17 protein-coding genes and 4 tRNA genes are annotated in these 19,529 nt (G+C 65.6%); 17 read left to right on the plus strand and 4 right to left on the minus strand.

Going from position 1 to position 19,529, the window contains the following annotated elements:
- The first annotated feature begins 139 nt into the window (after positions 1–139).
- The 12 genes from accD to ABNP31_RS07620 all read left to right on the plus strand — a co-directional run bounded on the left by accD (position 140) and on the right by ABNP31_RS07620 (position 9,213).
- Positions 140–1,033 (plus strand): acetyl-CoA carboxylase, carboxyltransferase subunit beta, encoded by an 894-nt coding sequence (accD, locus tag ABNP31_RS07565; RefSeq protein ID WP_025338243.1) that lies wholly within the window; start codon positions 140–142, stop codon positions 1,031–1,033.
- Entirely contained in the window at positions 1,033–2,340 is a 1,308-nt protein-coding gene (gene folC, locus ABNP31_RS07570; RefSeq protein ID WP_085664941.1) for a bifunctional tetrahydrofolate synthase/dihydrofolate synthase, read from the plus strand. The genes accD and folC overlap by 1 nt, the downstream gene beginning before the upstream one ends.
- Positions 2,324–2,989, plus strand: coding sequence for an SPOR domain-containing protein (locus tag ABNP31_RS07575; protein WP_085589223.1), 666 nt, complete (start codon positions 2,324–2,326; stop codon positions 2,987–2,989). The genes folC and ABNP31_RS07575 overlap by 17 nt, the downstream gene beginning before the upstream one ends.
- Positions 2,990–3,216: 227 nt before the next feature.
- Positions 3,217–3,774 (plus strand): CvpA family protein, encoded by a 558-nt coding sequence (locus ABNP31_RS07580; protein ID WP_013971612.1) that lies wholly within the window; start codon positions 3,217–3,219, stop codon positions 3,772–3,774.
- A gap of 42 nt (positions 3,775–3,816) precedes the next feature.
- Entirely contained in the window at positions 3,817–5,322 is a 1,506-nt protein-coding gene (gene purF / locus ABNP31_RS07585) for an amidophosphoribosyltransferase (protein ID WP_025338246.1), read from the plus strand.
- Positions 5,323–5,338: 16 nt separating this feature from the next.
- Complete coding sequence (locus ABNP31_RS07590; RefSeq protein WP_025338247.1) at positions 5,339–6,550, plus strand: O-succinylhomoserine sulfhydrylase; 1,212 nt, start codon at positions 5,339–5,341, stop codon at positions 6,548–6,550.
- Complete coding sequence (locus ABNP31_RS07595) at positions 6,547–7,320, plus strand: SDR family oxidoreductase (RefSeq protein WP_013971614.1); 774 nt, start codon at positions 6,547–6,549, stop codon at positions 7,318–7,320. Before ABNP31_RS07590 ends, ABNP31_RS07595 begins: the two co-directional genes overlap by 4 nt.
- 240 nt (positions 7,321–7,560) lie before the next feature.
- A tRNA-Val gene (locus tag ABNP31_RS07600) sits at positions 7,561–7,636 on the plus strand.
- Between the two features lie 66 nt (positions 7,637–7,702).
- Positions 7,703–7,779: transfer RNA gene (locus tag ABNP31_RS07605), tRNA-Asp, on the plus strand.
- A gap of 99 nt (positions 7,780–7,878) precedes the next feature.
- Positions 7,879–7,955 (plus strand) — tRNA-Asp (locus ABNP31_RS07610).
- Between the two features lie 141 nt (positions 7,956–8,096).
- Positions 8,097–8,173 (plus strand) — tRNA-Asp (locus tag ABNP31_RS07615).
- Positions 8,174–8,373: 200 nt separating this feature from the next.
- Positions 8,374–9,213: a DUF2242 domain-containing protein gene (locus ABNP31_RS07620; protein ID WP_084785086.1), complete on the plus strand. Its 840-nt coding sequence runs from the start codon at positions 8,374–8,376 to the stop codon at positions 9,211–9,213.
- 349 nt (positions 9,214–9,562) lie between these two features.
- Here ABNP31_RS07620 and ABNP31_RS07625 read toward each other — a convergent pair whose 3' ends face one another.
- Both ABNP31_RS07625 and ABNP31_RS07630 read right to left on the minus strand, forming a co-directional pair.
- Positions 9,563–10,603: an AraC family transcriptional regulator gene (locus ABNP31_RS07625; protein WP_085589229.1), complete on the minus strand. Its 1,041-nt coding sequence runs from the start codon at positions 10,601–10,603 to the stop codon at positions 9,563–9,565.
- A gap of 4 nt (positions 10,604–10,607) precedes the next feature.
- Positions 10,608–11,726: a nitrilase-related carbon-nitrogen hydrolase gene (locus tag ABNP31_RS07630; RefSeq protein WP_238067451.1), complete on the minus strand. Its 1,119-nt coding sequence runs from the start codon at positions 11,724–11,726 to the stop codon at positions 10,608–10,610.
- Between the two features lie 191 nt (positions 11,727–11,917).
- Between ABNP31_RS07630 and ABNP31_RS07635 the strand changes: the two genes are divergently transcribed.
- Together ABNP31_RS07635 and ABNP31_RS07640 are read left to right on the plus strand one after the other, a co-directional pair.
- Positions 11,918–13,954, plus strand: a complete 2,037-nt coding sequence (locus ABNP31_RS07635; protein WP_350013154.1) for an NADPH-dependent 2,4-dienoyl-CoA reductase — start codon at positions 11,918–11,920, stop codon at positions 13,952–13,954.
- A 153-nt stretch (positions 13,955–14,107) separates the two neighbouring features.
- A complete protein-coding gene (locus ABNP31_RS07640; RefSeq protein WP_350013155.1) occupies positions 14,108–14,998 on the plus strand; it encodes a 1-aminocyclopropane-1-carboxylate deaminase/D-cysteine desulfhydrase in 891 nt (296 codons plus the stop codon).
- Here ABNP31_RS07640 and ABNP31_RS07645 read toward each other — a convergent pair.
- Complete coding sequence (locus ABNP31_RS07645; RefSeq protein ID WP_025338253.1) at positions 14,989–15,534, minus strand: cytochrome b; 546 nt, start codon at positions 15,532–15,534, stop codon at positions 14,989–14,991. The two genes, ABNP31_RS07640 and ABNP31_RS07645, sit on opposite strands and share 10 nt — an antisense overlap.
- 224 nt (positions 15,535–15,758) lie before the next feature.
- On the minus strand, positions 15,759–16,691 hold the full coding sequence (locus ABNP31_RS07650; protein ID WP_350013156.1) for a DUF1853 family protein: 933 nt from the start codon (positions 16,689–16,691) through the stop codon (positions 15,759–15,761).
- Positions 16,692–16,779: 88 nt separating this feature from the next.
- Here ABNP31_RS07650 and ABNP31_RS07655 point away from each other — a divergent pair, with 88 nt between their 5' ends.
- Genes ABNP31_RS07655 through ABNP31_RS07665 form a run of 3 tightly spaced genes read left to right on the plus strand, consistent with a single transcriptional unit; the run spans position 16,780 to position 19,516 of the window.
- Positions 16,780–17,670: an NAD(+) kinase gene (locus ABNP31_RS07655; RefSeq protein ID WP_025338255.1), complete on the plus strand. Its 891-nt coding sequence runs from the start codon at positions 16,780–16,782 to the stop codon at positions 17,668–17,670.
- The gene (locus tag ABNP31_RS07660; protein ID WP_075044167.1) at positions 17,670–18,641 is read left to right on the plus strand and encodes a metallophosphoesterase; all 972 of its coding nucleotides are present in this window, start codon (positions 17,670–17,672) and stop codon (positions 18,639–18,641) included. Before ABNP31_RS07655 ends, ABNP31_RS07660 begins: the two co-directional genes overlap by 1 nt.
- The gene (locus ABNP31_RS07665; RefSeq protein ID WP_350013157.1) at positions 18,638–19,516 is read left to right on the plus strand and encodes a rhomboid family intramembrane serine protease; all 879 of its coding nucleotides are present in this window, start codon (positions 18,638–18,640) and stop codon (positions 19,514–19,516) included. Before ABNP31_RS07660 ends, ABNP31_RS07665 begins: the two co-directional genes overlap by 4 nt.
- Positions 19,517–19,529: the final 13 nt, after the last annotated feature.

Genomic DNA, 19,529 nt, shown 5'->3' on the forward strand with positions numbered 1-19,529 from the left:
GACAACACATTAGCGGTGGGGTGGCGCGCTGGAAGTCCCGGCGGCCGGTCCATCATCGTTTCATAAAAGATTTTGAGCTCAAGGGCAGGGCAGGGCCGGCGACACCGGCCCACGCCTGCCAATACTGGAGAAAGAAAGCATGAGCAACTGGTTAGTCGACAAACTGATCCCTTCGATCATGCGTTCCGAGGTGAAGAAGAGCTCGGTGCCTGAAGGCCTGTGGCACAAGTGCCCGGCCTGCGAGGCCGTGCTGTATCGTCCGGAGCTGGAAAAGACCCTGGATGTCTGCCCCAAGTGCAACCACCACATGCGCATCGGCGCACGTGCGCGCATCGACATCTTCCTCGACGCCGATGGCCGTGCCGAACTGGGCGCCGACCTGGAGCCGGTCGACCGCCTGAAGTTCCGTGATGGCAAGAAGTACAAGGACCGCCTGACCGGCGCGCAGAAGCAGACCGGCGAGAAGGACGCCCTGATCTCCATGAGCGGCACCCTGATGGGCATGCCGATCGTGGTCAGCGCCTTCGAGTTCTCGTTCATGGGCGGCTCCATGGGTGCCATCGTCGGCGAGCGCTTCGTGCGCGCGGCCAACTATGCCCTGGAGCACCGCTGCCCGATGGTCTGCTTCTCCGCTTCGGGCGGTGCACGCATGCAGGAAGCGCTGATCTCGCTGATGCAGATGGCCAAGACCTCGGCCGTGCTGGCGCGCCTGCGCGAAGAAGGCATCCCGTTCATCTCGGTACTGACCGACCCTGTGTACGGTGGTGTTTCCGCCAGCCTGGCCATGCTCGGTGACGTGATCGTCGGCGAGCCAAAGGCACTGATCGGCTTCGCCGGCCCGCGCGTGATCGAGCAGACCGTGCGCGAGAAGCTGCCGGAGGGCTTCCAGCGCAGCGAGTTCCTGCTGGAGCACGGCGCCATCGACCTGATCATCTCCCGTGGCGAGCTGCGCCCGCGTCTGGCCCGCCTGCTGGCGCAGATGACCGGCCAGGAAACCCCGGAGCAAGCGCGTGAGGCGGCTGCCGTCGCGTGATGAAACAACGATCCCTGGGCGAATGGCTCGCCTACCTCGAGCAGTTGCACCCCTCGGCCATCGACATGGGCCTGGAGCGTTCGCAGAAGGTGCTTGCCCGGCTGGCGCTGGGCAAGCTGGCGCCACGCGTGGTGACGGTGACCGGCACCAACGGCAAAGGCTCGACCTGCGCCTTCGTGGCCTCGCTGCTGCGTGCCCAGGGGCTCAAGGTCGGCGTGTACAGCTCGCCGCACCTGTTGCGTTACAACGAGCGGGTGCTGATCGATGGCCAAGAGGCCAGCGATGATGCCCTGTGCGAAGCCTTCGCCGCCGTCGAGGCGGTGCGAGGCGATATTTCCCTGACCTACTTCGAGATGGGCACCCTGGCCGCGTTCTGGTTGTTCTACCAGTCGCAGCTGGATGCCGTGGTACTGGAAGTGGGCCTTGGTGGCCGCCTGGACACCGTGAACGTGGTGGATGCCGACCTGGCCCTGGTGACCAGCATCGGCGTCGACCATGTCGATTACCTGGGTGATACCCGCGAGCTGGTGGCCTTCGAGAAGGCCGGCATCTTCCGTCAGGGCAAGCCGGCACTGTGCGGTGACCTGGATCCGCCTCGGCCGCTGCTGGACAAGGCCGCCGAACTGGCTGCGCCGCTGTTCCTGCGTGGTCGTGACTTCGACCTGGCCAGTGCCGATGGCAGCTGGAACTGGCGGGGTACTGCGGCTGATGGTGCGCAGGTAGAGCTGCGTGGCCTGCCTTTGCTCGACCTGCCCATGGAAAACGCCACGCTGGCCCTGCAGGCCTACCTGCTGATGGGCCTGCCCTGGGACGCCGGGCAGATTCGCCAGGCGCTGCTGGATACCCGCATCACGGGTCGCCTCGACCGTCGCCTGCTGAGCTGGCAGGGCAAGCCGGTGGAGCTGTTGCTGGATGTCGGGCACAACCCGCACGCCGCGGAGTACCTGGCCCGGCGCCTGGCGGCCCGGCCGCTGAAGGGGCGCCGCCTGGCGGTGTTCGGCCTGCTCGCCGACAAGGACCTGGACGGTGTTGTCGCGCCGCTGCAGGGGCTGGTCGACGACTGGGCAGTGGCGCCACTGGATACCCCGCGCAGCCGCCCGGCTGCGGAGCTGGCCACGGCCTTGACGAACGTCGGCGCCGCGGTGAAGTCTTATGCCAGCGTCGATGCTGCCCTTGAAGGGCAATGCGCGCAGGCAACGGCGGATGACCAGATCTTGCTGTTCGGTTCGTTTTTCTGTGTTGCCCAGGCACTGGAATGGCTGGAGCGGCACGCCCAGGAGGGTGGAGTAGATGGCAGTGCTGGATAAAGGGATGAAACAGCGCATGGTGGGTGCGTTGGTGCTGGTGGCGCTGGCGGTGATTTTCCTGCCGATGCTGTTCACCCGCGAGGACGAGATGCGTCAGGTGCGCGTCGAGGCCCCGCAGGCGCCGGCCATGCCAAGCCTGCCGGAAGTGAAGGTGGAGCCGGTCGCCGTGCCGGAGCCGCAGGCCATTGCGCAAGAGCCGCAACAGCCACCGGTGGTGGTGGACGAGTCCACCGCGCCGGCGAGCGCGCCCAGCCAGCCGATTACACCGTCACCGCAGACCCAGCCTCAGGCGCAGGTGCAGCCTCAGCCTCAGCCCGCCAAGCCGCAGGCGCCCGTGGCCAAGGTCGAGCCTCAGCCGGCAGCCAAGCCGGCCGCGCCGGCGGCGCCATCGAAGATCGACGTCAACGGCCTGCCGGTCAGCTGGTCGATCCAGTTGGCCAGCCTGTCCAACCGTGCCGGGGCCGAAAAGCTGCAGCAAACCTTGCGTAGCCAGGGTTACAACGCCTATATCCGCTCGGCGGGTGGCATGAACCGGGTGTACGTGGGGCCGCTGATCGAGCGGGCCGAGGCCGAGCGCGTGCGCGACGCCATCAACCGCCAGAACAGCCTCAAGGGCTTCGTGGTGCGCTTCCAGCCTGAACGCAGCTGAGTCTGGCTGACTCGGGCCTTGTAGGAGCGGCCTTGTGTCGCGATCGGGCCGCATGGCGGCCCCAGCGATTTTGGCTGTGTCCGAGACCCTTGGGGCTGCTGTGCGGCCCGATCGCGACACAAGGCCGCTCCTACAGAAGTGCGCATGCTAATCCACCCGACATTCCGCTTACTCCCAGCCCGCCGCTCTGTTAAAATGCGCCGCCTCAAACGTCTGCAGGCAGCACCGTGGCATTTACCTTGGTTGATTGGGCGATCATCGCGATCATCGCCGTCTCCACACTGATCAGTCTCAAGCGCGGCTTCGTCAAGGAAGCCTTGTCCTTGCTCATCTGGATCATTGCCGGTGCGGTTGCCTGGATGTTCGGTGGTTCGCTCTCGGTGTATCTTGAAAGCTACATCCAGACGCCGTCGATGCGCGTCATCGCCGGCTGCGCCATTCTTTTCGTCGCCACCTTGCTGGTGGGGGCCATGATCAACTTCCTCATCGGCGAGCTGATCCGCGTGACCGGGCTGTCCGGTACCGATCGTTTCCTGGGCATGGCCTTCGGCGCCGCGCGCGGGGCCTTGCTGGTGGTGGTGGCCATCGGGCTGATCAGCCTGGGGCCGGTTCAACAGGACACCTGGTGGCAGGAATCACGCCTGATACCACAATTTCTCTTGGTCGCCGACTGGTCGAAAAACCTGATCCTGGGTTTTACCGGCCAGTGGACACCCAGTGGGCTGATCGGCACTCCAGCTGATCTTCCGTTCAAGGAACAGTTGCTCGGGCCGGCAAAGCCCTGAGCGCTATTCACTCAAGTTTCGTCAAAGTAGGGGTTGCGTCGCATGTGTGGCATCGTCGGTATCGTCGGTAAGTCGAACGTCAATCAGGCGCTGTATGACGCGCTTACGGTCCTCCAGCACCGCGGCCAGGACGCTGCCGGTATCGTGACCAGCCATGACGGCCGGTTGTTCCTGCGCAAGGATAATGGCCTGGTGCGCGACGTGTTCCAGCAGCGCCACATGCAGCGCCTGGTCGGCAACATCGGCATCGGCCACGTGCGCTACCCGACTGCGGGCAGCTCGACCTCGGCCGAGGCCCAGCCGTTCTACGTCAACTCGCCATACGGCATCACCCTGGCGCACAACGGCAACCTGACCAACGTCGAGCAGCTGGCCAAGGAGATCTACGAGTCCGACCTGCGCCACGTCAACACCAACTCCGACTCGGAAGTACTGCTGAACGTGTTCGCCCATGAGCTGGCGGTGCGTGGCAAGCTGCAGCCGACCGAAGAAGACGTGTTCGCAGCGGTTTCCCACGTGCACAGCCGCTGCGTCGGCGGTTACGCCGTGGTGGCGATGATCACCGGCTACGGCATCGTCGGCTTCCGTGACCCCAACGGCATCCGCCCGGTGGTGTTCGGCCAGCGTCACACCGACGAAGGCGTGGAATACATGATCGCCTCGGAAAGCGTGGCCCTGGACGTGCTCGGCTTTACCCTGATCCGCGACCTGGCGCCGGGCGAAGCGGTATACATCACCGAAGAAGGCCAGCTGTACACCAAGCAGTGCGCCGAAGCACCGAAGCTGCAACCGTGCATCTTCGAGCATGTCTACCTGGCCCGCCCGGACTCGATCATGGATGGCGTGTCGGTGTACAAGGCCCGTCTGCGCATGGGTGAAAAACTGGCCGACAAGATCATGCGCGAGCGCCCCGAGCACGACATCGACGTGGTCATCCCGATCCCGGACACCAGCCGCACCGCGGCCCTGGAACTGGCCAACCGCCTGGGCGTCAAGTTCCGCGAAGGTTTCGTCAAGAACCGCTACATCGGCCGTACCTTCATCATGCCCGGCCAGGCTGCGCGCAAGAAATCGGTACGCCAGAAGCTCAATGCCATCGAGCTGGAGTTCCGCGGCAAGAACGTGATGCTGGTGGACGACTCGATCGTGCGCGGCACCACCTGCAAGCAGATCATCCAGATGGCCCGCGAAGCCGGCGCCAAGAACGTCTACTTCTGCTCCGCAGCCCCTGCGGTGCGCTACCCCAACGTCTACGGCATCGACATGCCGAGTGTTCACGAACTGATCGCCCACAACCGTACCACCGAACAAGTGGCCGAGTTGATTGGCGCCGACTGGCTGGTCTACCAGGACCTGCCGGACCTGATCGACTCGGTCGGTGGCGGCAAGATCAAGATCGACCACTTCGATTGCGCGGTATTCAACGGTGAGTACGTCACCGGCGATATCGACGAAGCCTACCTCGACCGTATCGAGCAGGCTCGTAACGACCTGGCCAAGGTCAAGAACCAGGCGGTCAGCGCGATCATCGACCTCTACAACAACTGATTTCGGGAGCGACGGCATGACGGATCAATGGGATGCCGGACGACTGGACAGTGACCTCGAGGGTGTCGGTTTCGACACCCTGGCGGTGCGCGCCGGTCAAAACCGTACACCGGAGGCCGAGCACAGCGAAGCGCTGTTCCTGACCTCCAGCTATGTGTTCCGCACGGCTGCCGATGCCGCCGCGCGCTTTGCCGGCGAAACGCCGGGCAACGTCTATTCGCGCTACACCAACCCGTCGGTGCGTGCCTTCGAGGAGCGCCTGGCGGCCATGGAAGGCGCCGAACAGGCCGTGGGCACCTCCACCGGCATGGCGGCGATCCTCGCCGTGGTGATGTCGCTGTGCAGTGCCGGTGACCATGTGCTGGTGTCGCAGAGCGTGTTCGGCTCGACCATCAGCCTGTTTGAGAAGTACTTCAAGCGCTTTGGCGTGCAGGTGGACTACGTGCCACTGGTCGACCTCGCCGGCTGGGAAAAGGCCATCAAGGCCAATACCAAGCTGCTGATCGTCGAATCGCCGTCCAACCCGCTGGCCGAGCTGGTCGATATCACCGCTCTCAGCGAAATCGCCCATGCCCACGGTGCCATGCTGGTGGTGGACAACTGCTTCAGCACCCCGGCGCTGCAGCAGCCGCTGAAGCTGGGTGCCGACATCGTGTTCCACTCGGCCACCAAGTTCATCGACGGCCAGGGCCGCTGCATGGGTGGCGTGGTTGCCGGCCGTGCCGAGCAGATGAAAGAAGTGGTGGGCTTCCTGCGTACCGCAGGCCCCACCCTCAGCCCGTTCAACGCCTGGATCTTCACCAAGGGCCTGGAAACCCTGCGCCTGCGCATGCGTGCGCACTGCGAAAGCGCCCAGGTACTGGCCGAGTGGCTGGAGCAGCAGGAGGGCGTGGAGAAGGTGCATTACGCCGGCCTGCCGAGCCACCCGCAGCACGAACTGGCCAAGCGCCAGATGAGTGGCTTCGGTGCGGTGGTCAGCTTCGAGGTCAAGGGTGGCAAAGAGGGCGCCTGGCGCTTCATCGACGCTACCCGGGTGATTTCCATCACCACCAACCTGGGTGACAGCAAGACCACCATCGCCCACCCGGCCACCACCTCCCACGGTCGTCTGACGCCGCAGGAACGTGAAGCCGCCGGCATCCGCGACAGCCTGATCCGCGTTGCCGTGGGCCTGGAAGATGTGGCCGACCTGCAGGCCGACCTGGCGCGTGGGTTGGCGGCACTGTGATCGAAATCCGCGGCGGTACGCCCGGCCATAACGGCCGGGTAGCCCTGGTGACCGGTGCCGCGCGCGGCATCGGCCTGGGCATTGCCGCCTGGTTGATCTGCGAAGGCTGGCAGGTGGTGCTCAGCGACCTTGACCGCCAGCGTGGCGCCAAGGCGGCCAAGGCCCTGGGTGACAATGCCTGGTTCATTACCATGGACGTTGCCGACGAGGCCCAGGTCAGCGCCGGGGTATCCGAGGTGCTGGGGCAGTTTGGCCGCCTGGACGCGCTGGTGTGCAATGCGGCCATCGCCAATCCGCACAACCAGACCCTCGAAAGCCTGAGCCTGGCGCAGTGGAACCGGGTGCTGGCGGTCAACCTCAACGGCCCGATGTTGCTGGCCAAGCATTGTGCGCCGTACCTGCGTGCGCACAACGGGGCGATCGTCAATCTCACCTCCACCCGGGCGCGGCAGTCCGAGCCCGATACCGAGGCCTACGCGGCGAGCAAGGGCGGCCTGGTGGCCTTGACCCATGCCCTGGCCATGAGCCTGGGCCCGGAGATCCGCGTCAATGCGGTGAGCCCGGGCTGGATCGATGCCCGTGACCCGTCGCAGCGCCGTGCCGAGCCGTTGACCGAGGCGGACCATGCCCAGCACCCGACGGGCAGGGTAGGGACGGTGGAAGACGTGGCGGCCATGGTTGCCTGGCTGTTGTCTCGGCAAGCGGCGTTCGTCACCGGCCAGGAGTTCGTGGTCGATGGCGGCATGACCCGCAAGATGATCTACACCTGAGCCTTTTGCATATCCTGTACCGGCCTTTTCGCGGGTAAACCCGCTCCCACAGGTACTGCGCAGTTCTCAAGGCCTGTGCAGTACCTGTGGGAGCGGGTTTACCCGCGAAGAGGCCGCCACAGGCAACCGCACCGCTTTTGCGCTTTTCTGAAAAAAATTCAATGGGGCTATTGACTTAGCTTCGCCACCTGCGTAAATTTCGCGGCCTCAGCGAAGCAAACGCAACAAGCAACATCGCGAGGGTGATTAGCTCAGCCGGGAGAGCATCTGCCTTACAAGCAGAGGGTCGGCGGTTCGATCCCGTCATCACCCACCACTTCCTGAGATGTTCCTGGTGCTTCGGGTTTCGCAAGAGGCCGATAGCCAGAGAGGAACGCACTGCGCAGCGGTAGTTCAGTCGGTTAGAATACCGGCCTGTCACGCCGGGGGTCGCGGGTTCGAGTCCCGTCCGCTGCGCCATTTTTCAGTAACAGATGGGTGCCTGGCACCGGTCTGAAGCCACAAGGCAAGCGCCTTGGGCTGATCCCAGTTTCAATCGGGCGAAAGCCTGAACGATACGCAGCGGTAGTTCAGTCGGTTAGAATACCGGCCTGTCACGCCGGGGGTCGCGGGTTCGAGTCCCGTCCGCTGCGCCATCTTCGTTTCAAGGTCCCTTGAACACCTTGAAGCAAACACAAGAGAAGCGATCACGTTATCGCTTTTTTTGTGCCTGTCCTGAGGCCATCGCGCCGGAAGGGCAGACCCAGGTTTCAATCGGGCGCAAGCCTGAATGATACGCAGCGGTAGTTCAGTCGGTTAGAATACCGGCCTGTCACGCCGGGGGTCGCGGGTTCGAGTCCCGTCCGCTGCGCCATCTTCGCCTCGAGGCCCCTTGAACGCCTCGAAGCCACGAGAAAGCGACCTTCGGGTCGCTTTTTTCGTTTTTACGCCTGGCAATCGCCGCCCCTGACCCAGATTTACACGAACCTGACAGACTCTTCACCGATCAGCGGTTCCTGTGCCTGCCTGCTGTGTTGCACAATAGGCACCTTCTCGACTTACCCGGAATTCGCAATGACCAGATCTTCCGTCTTTGGTGCGCTCGGGCTGGCCCTGGTGCTGGCGGGCGTGACCGGTTGTTCCTCGAAAAAAGCCGCCGTCTACGAGCACGAGAACTTCGATGACTCGGGCACCTTCTCGCGCAGCTTCCCGGTGAGCGATGCCGGCTCCTGCGAGGCCGCCCGGCGCGCCTTGCTCAGCCAGGGCTACATCATCACCAGCAGCGGCGCCAACCAGGTGGTGGGCAACAAGAGCTTCCAGCAGAACAGCGAGAACCACCTGCAGATCAGCTTCAACGTCACCTGTGCGCCGGATGTGAGCGACGAGCAGCGTTCGACCATGTTCGCCAACGCCCTGCAGGACCGCTACGCCCTGAAAAAGTCCAACACCTCCGCCAGCCTGGGCGTTGGTGTACTGGGGTCGGTGTCGATGCCGATCGGCTCCAGCGACGACTCGATGGTCAAGGTGGCCAGCGAGACGGTGACAGCGGCGCAGTTCTATGACCGCTATTTCGCCCTGGTGGAGAGCTACCTGCCAAAGCCCAAGCCTAAACAGGAGAGCAAGGCCAAGGTCGAGGAGCCCGCGCCGAAGGTCGAAGCGCCCGCGGCTGCCCTGGGGCTGCCAGAGCAGGCCGCGGCAGCGCCGGTGGCACCGGCCCCGGTGGCGGCGCCTTTGGTTGAGGCGGCGCCAGCCCCGGCCCCTGTTGCCCCGGCCAGCGAGGCGGTAGCCGCGCCGGTGGTGGATGACAGCCAAGGCTCGCAACCGGTGGCCCCGCCGGCGGAGGCGGCACCGATCGAGGTGCAGCAGGAAGCCCAGCCTGCCGAGGCCGCCGAGACCGCTTCCCCCGCCCTTTGATAGCTTGCCTGTACCGGCCTCTTCGCGGGTAAACCCGCTCCCACAGGTACTGCGCAGTTCTCAACATCTGCGCAGTACCTGTGGGAGCGGGTTTACCCGCGAAGAGGCCGGTGCAGGCAGTCCATCCCCTGTTACAGACGCACCGCGATAACTTCCTGAACACCTGCTACGTTTACCACTCATAAGCTTGTCATCATTCCTTCACTCCACCTGCTTAGGTTGAAGGCGACACCGATAAAGATCATGAGATGAGAGGACGCAGGGCTATGGACGAATACCAGGAAGAACTTCTCGAATTCCAGGCTTATGAACTGGACACCCCGGAACCGGCTGACGACGCTACCGAGCTCTAGCCCGCCCGCCGCTGGCTGCGGCGAAACTCCCCCGGTGTAAGGCCCGTCCAGCGCTTGAAGGCGCGCTGGAAGGCCTCGGCCGACGCAAACCCCAGCAGATAGGCAATCTCGCCAAAGGCCAGCTCCGTATCGCGGATGTAGGTTTCGGCAAGGTCGCGCCGTGTTTCGCTGAGCAGGTCGCGAAAGCGCGTGCCTTCCTCGGCCAGTTTGCGGCGCAACGTCCAGGTCGGCAGTTGCAGGTGCAGCGCCACTTCTTCCAGGTCCGGTTCACGGCCACCATTGAGCAACGGGCCCAGCAGGTGGGTGATGCGCTCACCCAGGCTGCGCACCCGCGTACGCTGCAGCATTTCCGCCTCGCACAGCTGCAGCAGGTGCTGCCAGGTGCTCGGGCAGTGCCTGGGGTTGGCCAGCTGCAGCGTGGCGCGGCTCAGGCGCAGCTGGTTGCCGTCGGCCGCGAACTGCACGGGCGCGCTGCACAGCGGCTGGTAGCGCGCGGCATAGGCGGGTGCGGCAAACTCGATGTCCATATGTTCGGCCTGCACCGCCGTACCGGCCAGGTCGGCAAGCTGGGCGAGCCAGCCGGCGAGTAGCGAATCGACCACGAAACGGTTGTAGGCGTTGTAGGGGCTGATGGAGTAGAAGCGTAGCCAGGCGCCCTGGGCATCTTCCTGAAAACTGGAGTGGCCGCGGTAGTTGGCGGCGTACAGCGGCTCGAAGCGCAACAGGGTGCGTGCCGCCTCGCCCAGGTTCGGTGCCTGGGCAGCGGTGACCCCGGCCAGGCCGGCATGCGCCAGGCGGCTCAGGCGCCCCATGTGCAGGCCCAGCGCGGCCTCGCCGCACAGTTCGATGGCGGCGTGCCCCAGGTGCATGTAGCGCGGGATCGACAAGCGCGCACCAGCTTCGCTCAGGCGCGCCGCATCCAGGCCATAGCGGCGCAGCAGCGGCTCGGGGTCGTGGCCCAGTTCGCGCAGGGCCTCGGTCAGCGGCTGGACAAAACCAACCGACAGGTCGCCCAGGCGCACGCGGGGGCGGGCCATGGGCTTACAACCACAGGTTCAGCAAGCGGGCGCCAGGGCTGGGGGTGCCCGCCAGCAATTCACCCGCCTGGTGGGCAAAGCCCTGGCCGTCGCTGCCCTGTTCCCAAAACTGCCCACGCATGAACACGCTCATGCTGCTGACGCCGGCCCCGGCCGCTTCGGTCAGGCGCTGCCAGGCCGCCTGTTCGCTGACTTCGCCGCGCTGCAAGGCCAGCCCGGCGCTGGCATCCTGGTGGCGATTGCCGCGCCAGGGCGCTTGCCAGCTGCCCTTGCCGCTGAGGAATACCGGGTTGGCGATCAGTTGTACCGCCTGTCGTGCCAGTTGCTGGTGGTTTTCCGGGTACCAGCTGTCACTGCCCACCAGCACGCCCAGGCGCCCCGCAGGGGTTTGCAATACTTGCAGCGGGTGCTGGCGGCCATCGTGTACATAGCGGCGCATTTCGCTGTCGGGGAACTGCTGGCGTTGCGGTTGGCCCAGCAGCGAGCCGTCACCGGCGAACACCACGCTGCTGTTGAACAGCGGGCCGCTACCGGCATGCAGCACACCCTGTTTCACGTAGGGGGCGGGCAGCACGATGGAGCCGGCTACCAGGGTGACGTTGAACTCCTTGGCCAGGCCACCGAACAGTTGCTGGTAGTCCGCAGCCATCTGCTCGGCTTTCATGCGCAGGTGCGCGTCGGCGCGCCAGTCGTCCCCGTCGGCACGGAGCATGGCCAGGCCATAGCGCAGCGGGTTGCTCAGTTCCAGCCATTGCAGGGCTTCGCTGCTTTGCGTGACCTGGTACAGCTCGTTCTTTTCTCCGCGTGCCCACAGCCAGGTACCGATGTGCTCTGGTAGCACCACCACCGTACGCGGGCTGACAAGCCCTTGGGTACGTGCCTGCTCCAGGTAGGCCGCGAGCTTGCGGTGCAGGCGTTGCAGGTTCTGGTAGTCGCCCGGGTAGAGCAGCGGTTCGACGCCGAGCAGGTTGCCGTGCTCGCCCGGCACGCCGTGGTTCAGTGCCAGTTCGATGCGCAGGTCGGACAGGTAGTGGCCTTCCGGGCGCTGCTGGGTCCAGAAACCGTAGCCGCAGAGGGCGGCGATCATCACCAGCGCCAGGGCGCTTGCCAGGAGTTTTCGCATGAAGCAGGACGGCGCCTTGGAAACGAGAGTTTCCTAGGGTAGTCGTGCTGTGCGCGAGGATCAATAACTTGTCAGTTTCGATCATTGAGCCCGTTCAAACGGCTGTTTAATGTCGCAGGCAGACAAACGACGGGGCCCGCCAGCCGGTGCGGCACCCGCATTCCGTGATCACGCCACCTGGGGACCTTTCCATGGCCGCCGACCGCTACCCGCACCTGCTCGCCCCGCTGGACCTGGGCTTCACCACCTTGCGCAACCGCACCCTGATGGGCTCGATGCACACCGGCCTCGAAGAGCGCCCGGGCGGCTTCGAGCGCATGGCGGCGTACTTTGCCGAGCGCGCCCGCGGTGGCGTCGGCCTGATGGTCACCGGCGGCATCGCGCCCAACGATGAGGGTGGGGTGTATTCCGGGGCGGCCAAGCTCAGCACCGAGGAAGAGGCCGACAAGCACCGCATCGTCACCGAGGCGGTACACGCTGCCGGCGGCAAGATCTGCCTGCAGATCCTGCATGCCGGGCGCTACGCCTACAGCCCGCGCCAGGTGGCGCCCAGCGCGATCCAGGCGCCAATCAACCCGTTCAAGCCCAAGGAACTGGACGAGGCGGGTATCGAGAAGCAGATCGCCGACTTCGTCAATTGCGCGGTGCTGGCCCAGCGCGCCGGTTACGACGGCGTCGAGATCATGGGTTCGGAAGGCTACTTCATCAACCAGTTCCTCGCCGCCCACACCAACCACCGCACCGACCGCTGGGGTGGCAGCTATGAAAACCGCATGCGCCTGGCGGTGGAGATCGTCAGCCGGGTGCGCGGTGCGGTCGGGCCGAACTTCATCATCATCTTGCGCCTGTCGATGCTCGACCTCATCGAGGGCGGCAGCACCTGGGACGAAATCGAGCTGCTGGCCAAGGCCATCGAGCAGGCCGGCGCGACCTTGATCAATACCGGCATCGGCTGGCACGAAGCGCGTATCCCGACCATTGCCACCAAGGTGCCGCGTGCGGCCTTCAGCAAGGTCACCGCCAAGCTGCGTGGCGTGGTGAACATTCCGCTGATCACCACCAACCGCATCAATACTCCGGAAGTGGCCGAGGCGGTGCTGGCCGAGGGCGATGCCGACATGGTCTCGATGGCACGGCCGTTCCTGGCCGACCCGGACTTCGTCAACAAGGCCGCTGCCGGCCGCGGCGACGAAATCAACACCTGCATCGGCTGCAACCAGGCCTGCCTGGACCATACCTTCGGCGGCAAGCTGACCAGTTGCCTGGTCAACCCGCGTGCCTGCCACGAGACCGAGCTCAACTACCTGCCCGTGCGCACCGTGAAGCGCATTGCCGTGGTCGGCGCTGGCCCGGCCGGCCTGGCGGCAGCCACGGTGGCGGCCGAGCGCGGCCACGCGGTAACCCTGTTCGATGGCGCCAGCGAGATCGGCGGGCAGTTCAATGTGGCCAAGCGGGTGCCGGGGAAAGAAGAGTTCCATGAAACCCTGCGTTACTTCCGCAACAAGGTCAAAAGCACGGGCGTGGACCTGCGCCTGAATACCCGGGTCGATGTGCAGGCCCTGGTGGACGGTGGCTACGACGAGATCATCCTGGCCACCGGCATCGCCCCGCGCACGCCGGCCATCCCCGGTGTCGAGCATGCCAAGGTGCTCAGCTACCTGGACGTGCTGCTCGAGCGCAAGCCGGTGGGCAAGGCTGTCGCGGTGATTGGTGCGGGTGGCATCGGTTTCGACGTTTCCGAGTACCTGGTGCATCAGGGCGTGGCTACCAGCCTGGACCGTGAGGCGTTCTGGAGGGAGTGGGGCATCGACACCCATCTGCAGGCACGCGGTGGCGTGGCCGGGATCAAGGCCGAGCCGCATGCCCCGGCGCGGCAGGTGTACCTGTTGCAGCGCAAGAAATCCAAGGTGGGTGACGGCCTGGGCAAGACCACCGGCTGGATTCACCGTACCGGGTTGAAGAACAAGCGGGTGCAGATGCTCAACAGCGTCGAGTACCTGGGTATCGACGATGCCGGCCTGCATATTCGCGTGGCCGATGGCGAGCCACAGGTGCTGGCGGTGGACAACGTGGTGATCTGTGCAGGGCAGGAGCCGCTGCGCGAACTGCAGGACGGGCTGGTGGCAGCGGGGCAGTCGGTGCACCTGATTGGTGGGGCCGATGTGGCGGCCGAGCTGGATGCCAAGCGGGCGATCAACCAAGGATCGAGATTGGCGGCTGAGCTCTGAGATCGCCGGGGCCGCTTTGCGGCCCTGTGGGAGCGGGTTCACCCGCGAATAGGGCTGCGCGGTGCATGGCACCGGCTGCGCCGGTGTTCGCGGGTGAACCCGCTCCCACAGGGGCGCAAAGCGCCCTCGGGATTTCACTGGTAAACTCGCAGCATGCTCCTCGACCTCCCCCAACCCCCCCTGCAGCCCCTGATCCTGCCCTGGCTCCAACAAGCCCAGGTAGAAGCCGCCATCCTGCGCCTGGACCTGATCGACCCGCTGATCAGCGGCAACAAATGGTTCAAGCTACGCCACCACCTGCAACAGGCCAGCGCCAGCAATGCCCCGGGCCTGATCAGCCTCGGCGGCAACCATTCCAACCACCTGCACGCCCTGGCCGCTGCCGGCAAGCGCTTCGGCTTCGCCACCGCCGGCCTGCTGCGTGGCCACGCCCAGGACACGCCAACCGTGCGTGACCTGCAGGCGCTGGGCATGGAACTGCATTGGCTGGGCTATGGCGGCTATCGCGCACGAAACCAAGCGGGTTTCTGGGAACCCTGGCAGGCACGCTACCCGGGTTGGCACTGCATCCCCGAAGGGGGCGGCGGGCTGGCCGGTGCACAGGGCTGCGCGCTGATCATGCAGCAGGCGCGCGCGCAGATCGCGTCACTGGGCTGGTCGGGCTACGACGCCTGGTGGCTGGCTGCCGGAACGGGGACTACCCTGGCCGGCCTGGTAATGGCCGAGGCGGGCGCACATGTGGTGCATGGTGCATTGGCTGTACCCAGGGACCATGGTGTGCCGGAGGCGGTAGCGACACTGGCCGGCGCGCATGGCTACCAGCTGCACGACGCCTGCCGTGGCGGTTTCGGCAAGTTCGACGCGGAGCTGCTGGCGTTCATCGCCGATTGCGAGCGGCACACCGGCGTGCCGCTCGAAGCCCTCTACACCGGCAAGGCCCTGCTGGCCCTGCGTGAGCAGGTCGAAGCCGGGCTGTTCGCGCCCGGCACCCGCCTGATCGTGGTGCATACCGGCGGCCTGCAGGGCCGGCGCGGTTACTTGTAGGGCAGCATGCGCAGCAGCGTGTTGTCGCGCTGCACATAGTGGTGATACAGCCCAGCCACAGCGTGCAGGCCGATCAGCCAGTAGCCCCAGCTGCCGATGCGTTCATGCCAGCCTTTGATGAACTTGGCCTGGTCCGGGTTCGGGCCGATCAGGTGCGGCAGCTCCAGGCCGAAGAACGGCACTGGTTTGTCGGCGGCGCTGAGGATCAGCCAGCCGGCCAGCGGCAGGATGATCATCAGCAGGTACAACGCCAGGTGCATCAGGTGCGCGAGGCCGGTCTGCCAGGCCGCAGGTTTGGGCACGATGGGTGGAGTCGGGCGGCTCAGGCGGATGGCCAGGCGCAACCAGACCAGCACGAACACGCTGAGCCCGAGCATGAAGTGCAGGTCCTTCATCAGGTTGCGTTCGACGCTGTCCTTGGGGAACAGGCCACGCAGTTCGATAAGGGCATAGACAGCGGCCAGCAGCACCAGCATCAGCCAGTGCAGGGCGATGGACAGGCGCGCGTAATGGGTCGCGGGGGTGGATGAAACCATGATTGGTCCTCGTCATCAGGTCGGAATGGCGCTCTTGCCGGCGCTCAGGAAGTACTGTAATGGCTACGGGGGAACAAATCTTTGCGCCAGGTCTGTGAAATTTGTGTTGTCTGCACCGGCCCTTTCGCGGGTGAACCCGCTCCCACAGGCACAGCGCTGAGCCAGAGACCTGTGCAGTACTTGTGGGAGCGGGTTTACCCGCGAAGGGGCCAGCCCAGACAACATCAGACATCGGGCAGATGCGGCCAATCATCAGCCACCAGAAACACCCGTTCAGCCTCCTGCCACGCCCCGCCAGCCTCTTGCGCCAACCTCACCAGCAACTGCGCCGGAGCCTGCCGCTCCAGCACGTGCAGCCACGCCGCAAACTGCTCCACCGCCCAGCACTCCTGCGCCTCGACCCGCGCCGGCGCCAGCCAGGCATGCCGTTGCAGCGGCTGCCATCGCTCACCTTCGCCCATGACCCAGTCCCGCCGCCGCAGCCAGCGCCCGCGCAAGTGCTGCGGGTTGGCGCCCTGTGGTGGCTGTGCATGCCCAGGCCACGGGTAGAACAGATAGCCACCCAGCCACACATGCGCCTGCACCTGCTCCACCCCCAGCCGGGCCAGCACCTCGCGGCTGTGCGCCCCTGTCGACATGGGCAGCTGGTGCCGCGCCAGGTGCGCCAGTTTGCTTCCCAGTCGGTCATGGCAGCCCGGCCCCAGCCAGGCGGCGGGGTCGTGCCCGGGATGCTCCGGGCCCAGGTACAGCTTGATGGCCAGTTCCAGGTGGTGCACACCGTCGCGGTCGCGCAGCACCACATCCAGCTCGCCCAGGGTGCGCCCGCCTTCGCGAATCGCCAGGTTGGCCGCCAGTAGTTCAATGCCCGGGGCCTGGCCCAGGGCGAATTGCCACAGCCGTTCGTAGTAGTGCCCCAGGCGCCGGCTGCCCAGCTGCGCCAGCCAGTCGCGCAATGGGCGGTCATCGTCATCCAGCGCCCGCAGCCAGTCTGCCAGGCGCTGTGGCTGGTCCGCCCACAGGCTGCCCGCCAGCGGGTGGCGCTGGGGGCAGGGCGGGGCGCTGAGCAACGGGGGCGACAGCAGGGCCCAGGCCAGGTCGCGCACGTTGGGGCGGCGTAGCTGCCGGGGCAGGTCGTGGAGCAGGGCGAATGGCATCATCCTGCGAGCATAGCCGGTTTGCCGCTACCCGGTGGTTTCGCCCATAATCGCGGCATAGTCACCCGCCGCAGAGCCTCGCAGGAGCCCCATGGAGCAATTTCGCAATATCGGTATCATCGGCCGCCTTGGCAGCTCGCAGGTGCTCGACACCATTCGCCGACTGAAAAAATTCCTCCTCGAACGCCACCTGCACGTGATCCTCGAGGACACCATCGCCGAAGTGCTGCCCGGCCATGGCCTGCAAACCTCTACCCGCAAGCTGCTGGGCGAGGTCTGTGACCTGGTCATCGTGGTCGGCGGCGACGGCAGCCTGCTGGGCGCCGCCCGCGCCCTGGCCCGGCACAACATTCCGGTGCTGGGCATCAACCGTGGCAACCTGGGCTTCCTCACCGACATCCGCCCCGACGAGCTGGAAGAGAAGGTCGCCGAAGTGCTCGACGGCCACTACCTGGTGGAAAACCGCTTCCTGCTGCAGGCCGAGGTACGCCGCCACAACGAAGCCATCGGCCAGGGTGATGCGCTGAACGACGTGGTGCTGCACCCGGGCAAGTCGACGCGCATGATCGAATTCGAGATCTACATCGATGGCCAGTTCGTCTGCAGCCAGAAGGCCGACGGCCTGATCGTCGCCACCCCCACCGGCTCCACCGCCTACGCGCTGTCGGCCGGCGGCCCGATCATGCACCCCAAGCTCGACGCCATCGTCATCGTGCCGATGTACCCGCACACGCTGTCGGGCCGGCCGATCGTGGTCGACGGCAACAGCGAGCTGAAGATCGTGGTGTCCAAGGACCTGCAGATCTACCCGCAAGTATCCTGTGACGGCCAGAACCACTTCACCTGTGCCCCCGGCGACACCATCACGGTGAGCAAGAAACCGCAGAAGCTGCGCCTGATCCACCCGCTGGACCACAACTACTACGAGGTCTGCCGCACCAAGCTCGGCTGGGGCAGCCGCTTGGGAAGCAGGGACGACTGATGCTCGATCCGGCGCGTAGTTTCGACATCATCGGTGACGTGCACGGTTGTGCGCTGACCCTTGAACGCCTGCTCGACGCCCTTGGTTACAAGCGTGTGGCAGGCGTGTGGCGCCACCCGCGGCGCCAGGCGCTGTTCCTTGGCGACATCGTCGACCGCGGGCCACGCATTCGCGAGGCGCTGCACATCGTCCACGACATGGTCGAGGCCGGCCAGGCGTTCTGCATCATGGGCAACCACGAGTACAACGCGCTGGGCTGGGTTACCCCGGCACTACCTGGCAGCGGCAAGGCCTTCGTGCGCGAGCATACGCCGCGCCACGCCCGGTTGATCGACGAAACCCTGACCCAGTTTGCCCACCACCCCGCTGACTGGCACGACTTCGTCAACTGGTTCTACGAATTGCCGCTGTTCGTCGACGCCGGGCGCTTCCGCCTGGTGCATGCCTGCTGGGACCCGCGGCTGATCGAGCCACTGCGCCAGCAGTACCCCGACGGGCGCATCGACGAGCACTTCATCCAGGCTTCGGCGGTGAGCGGCAGCTTTGCCGCCACCGTGTGCAACCGCTTGCTGCGCGGCACCGACATGCGCCTGCCGGACGGCCTGACCCTCACCGGTGGAGACGGCCTGACCCGTGCCTTCTTCCGTACCAAGTTCTGGGAAGAAGACCCGCAAACCTACGGCGACATCGTGTTCCAGCCTGACGCCCTGCCCGCGGAAGTGGCCAGCACCCCGCTCAGTCACAGCCAGAAGAACGCCTTGCTGCGCTATGCCGAAGACGAGCCCATGCTGTTCGTCGGCCATTACTGGCGCAGCGGCCGCCCGGCGCCGATCCGCGCCAACCTGGCCTGCCTGGACTACAGCGCCGTGCTCTACGGCAAGCTGGCTGCCTACCGGCTGGATGATGAAACCCGCATCGACCCGCACAAGTTCGTCTGGGTCGATGTCGACCGCCCACAGGCCAACCAATGAACATTATCGAAGTGATGCGCCTGCCGCTGTCGGTCGACCTCAGCGGCTTCGTTCACCTGCTGCAGCGCCTGCAGGTGCCGCACCGGGTCAGCGAGGAGGGCGATGCCCAGGTGCTCTGGGCCCCCGACACCCTGGCCGCAGACGTCCGCGAACTCTACCAGCGCTACCCCGACGGCAACGCCGACCTGCCAGCCACCACCGATCCTGTGGGAGCGGGCGAGCCCGCGAAAGGGCCCTCCCTGGCGGAACAGGCCCGCGCCTGCAAGATCACCACCCTGACCCTGCTGCTGTGCTTCATCGTCGCCGGCCTCACCGGCCTGGGCGACAACTTCACCACCATCAGCTGGTTCACCTTCCTCGATTTCCGCGTCCAGGGCGACTACCTGTACTTCAGCCCGCTGGCGCAAAGCCTGGACGAAGGCCAGTGGTGGCGCCTGGTATCGCCCATGCTGCTGCATTTCGGCGTGCTGCACCTGGCCATGAACAGCCTGTGGTACTGGGAACTGGGCAAACGCATCGAATTGCGCCAAGGCCCGTGGGCGCTGCTGGGCCTGACCCTGCTGTTCAGCCTGGTGTCCAACCTGGCCCAGCACTACAGCAGCGGGCCGAGCCTGTTCGGCGGCCTTTCCGGCGTGCTGTACGGCCTGCTCGGGCACATCTGGCTGTACCAGTGGCTGGCACCCGACCGTTACTTCAACCTGCCCAAGGGCGTGCTGGTGATGATGCTCATCTGGCTGGTGGTGTGCATGAGCGGCGTGATCGACACCCTGGGCCTTGGCCAGATCGCCAACGCCGCCCACGTCGGCGGGCTGCTCATCGGATGCCTGACCGGGCTCTTGGGTGGGGCGCTGGCCCGGCGTAAACTGTCGGCTTGAATCAGGAGACACT

Origin of the sequence: Pseudomonas asiatica (genome assembly GCF_040214835.1) — a bacterium.
GTDB lineage: Bacteria > Pseudomonadota > Gammaproteobacteria > Pseudomonadales > Pseudomonadaceae > Aquipseudomonas > Aquipseudomonas putida_Z.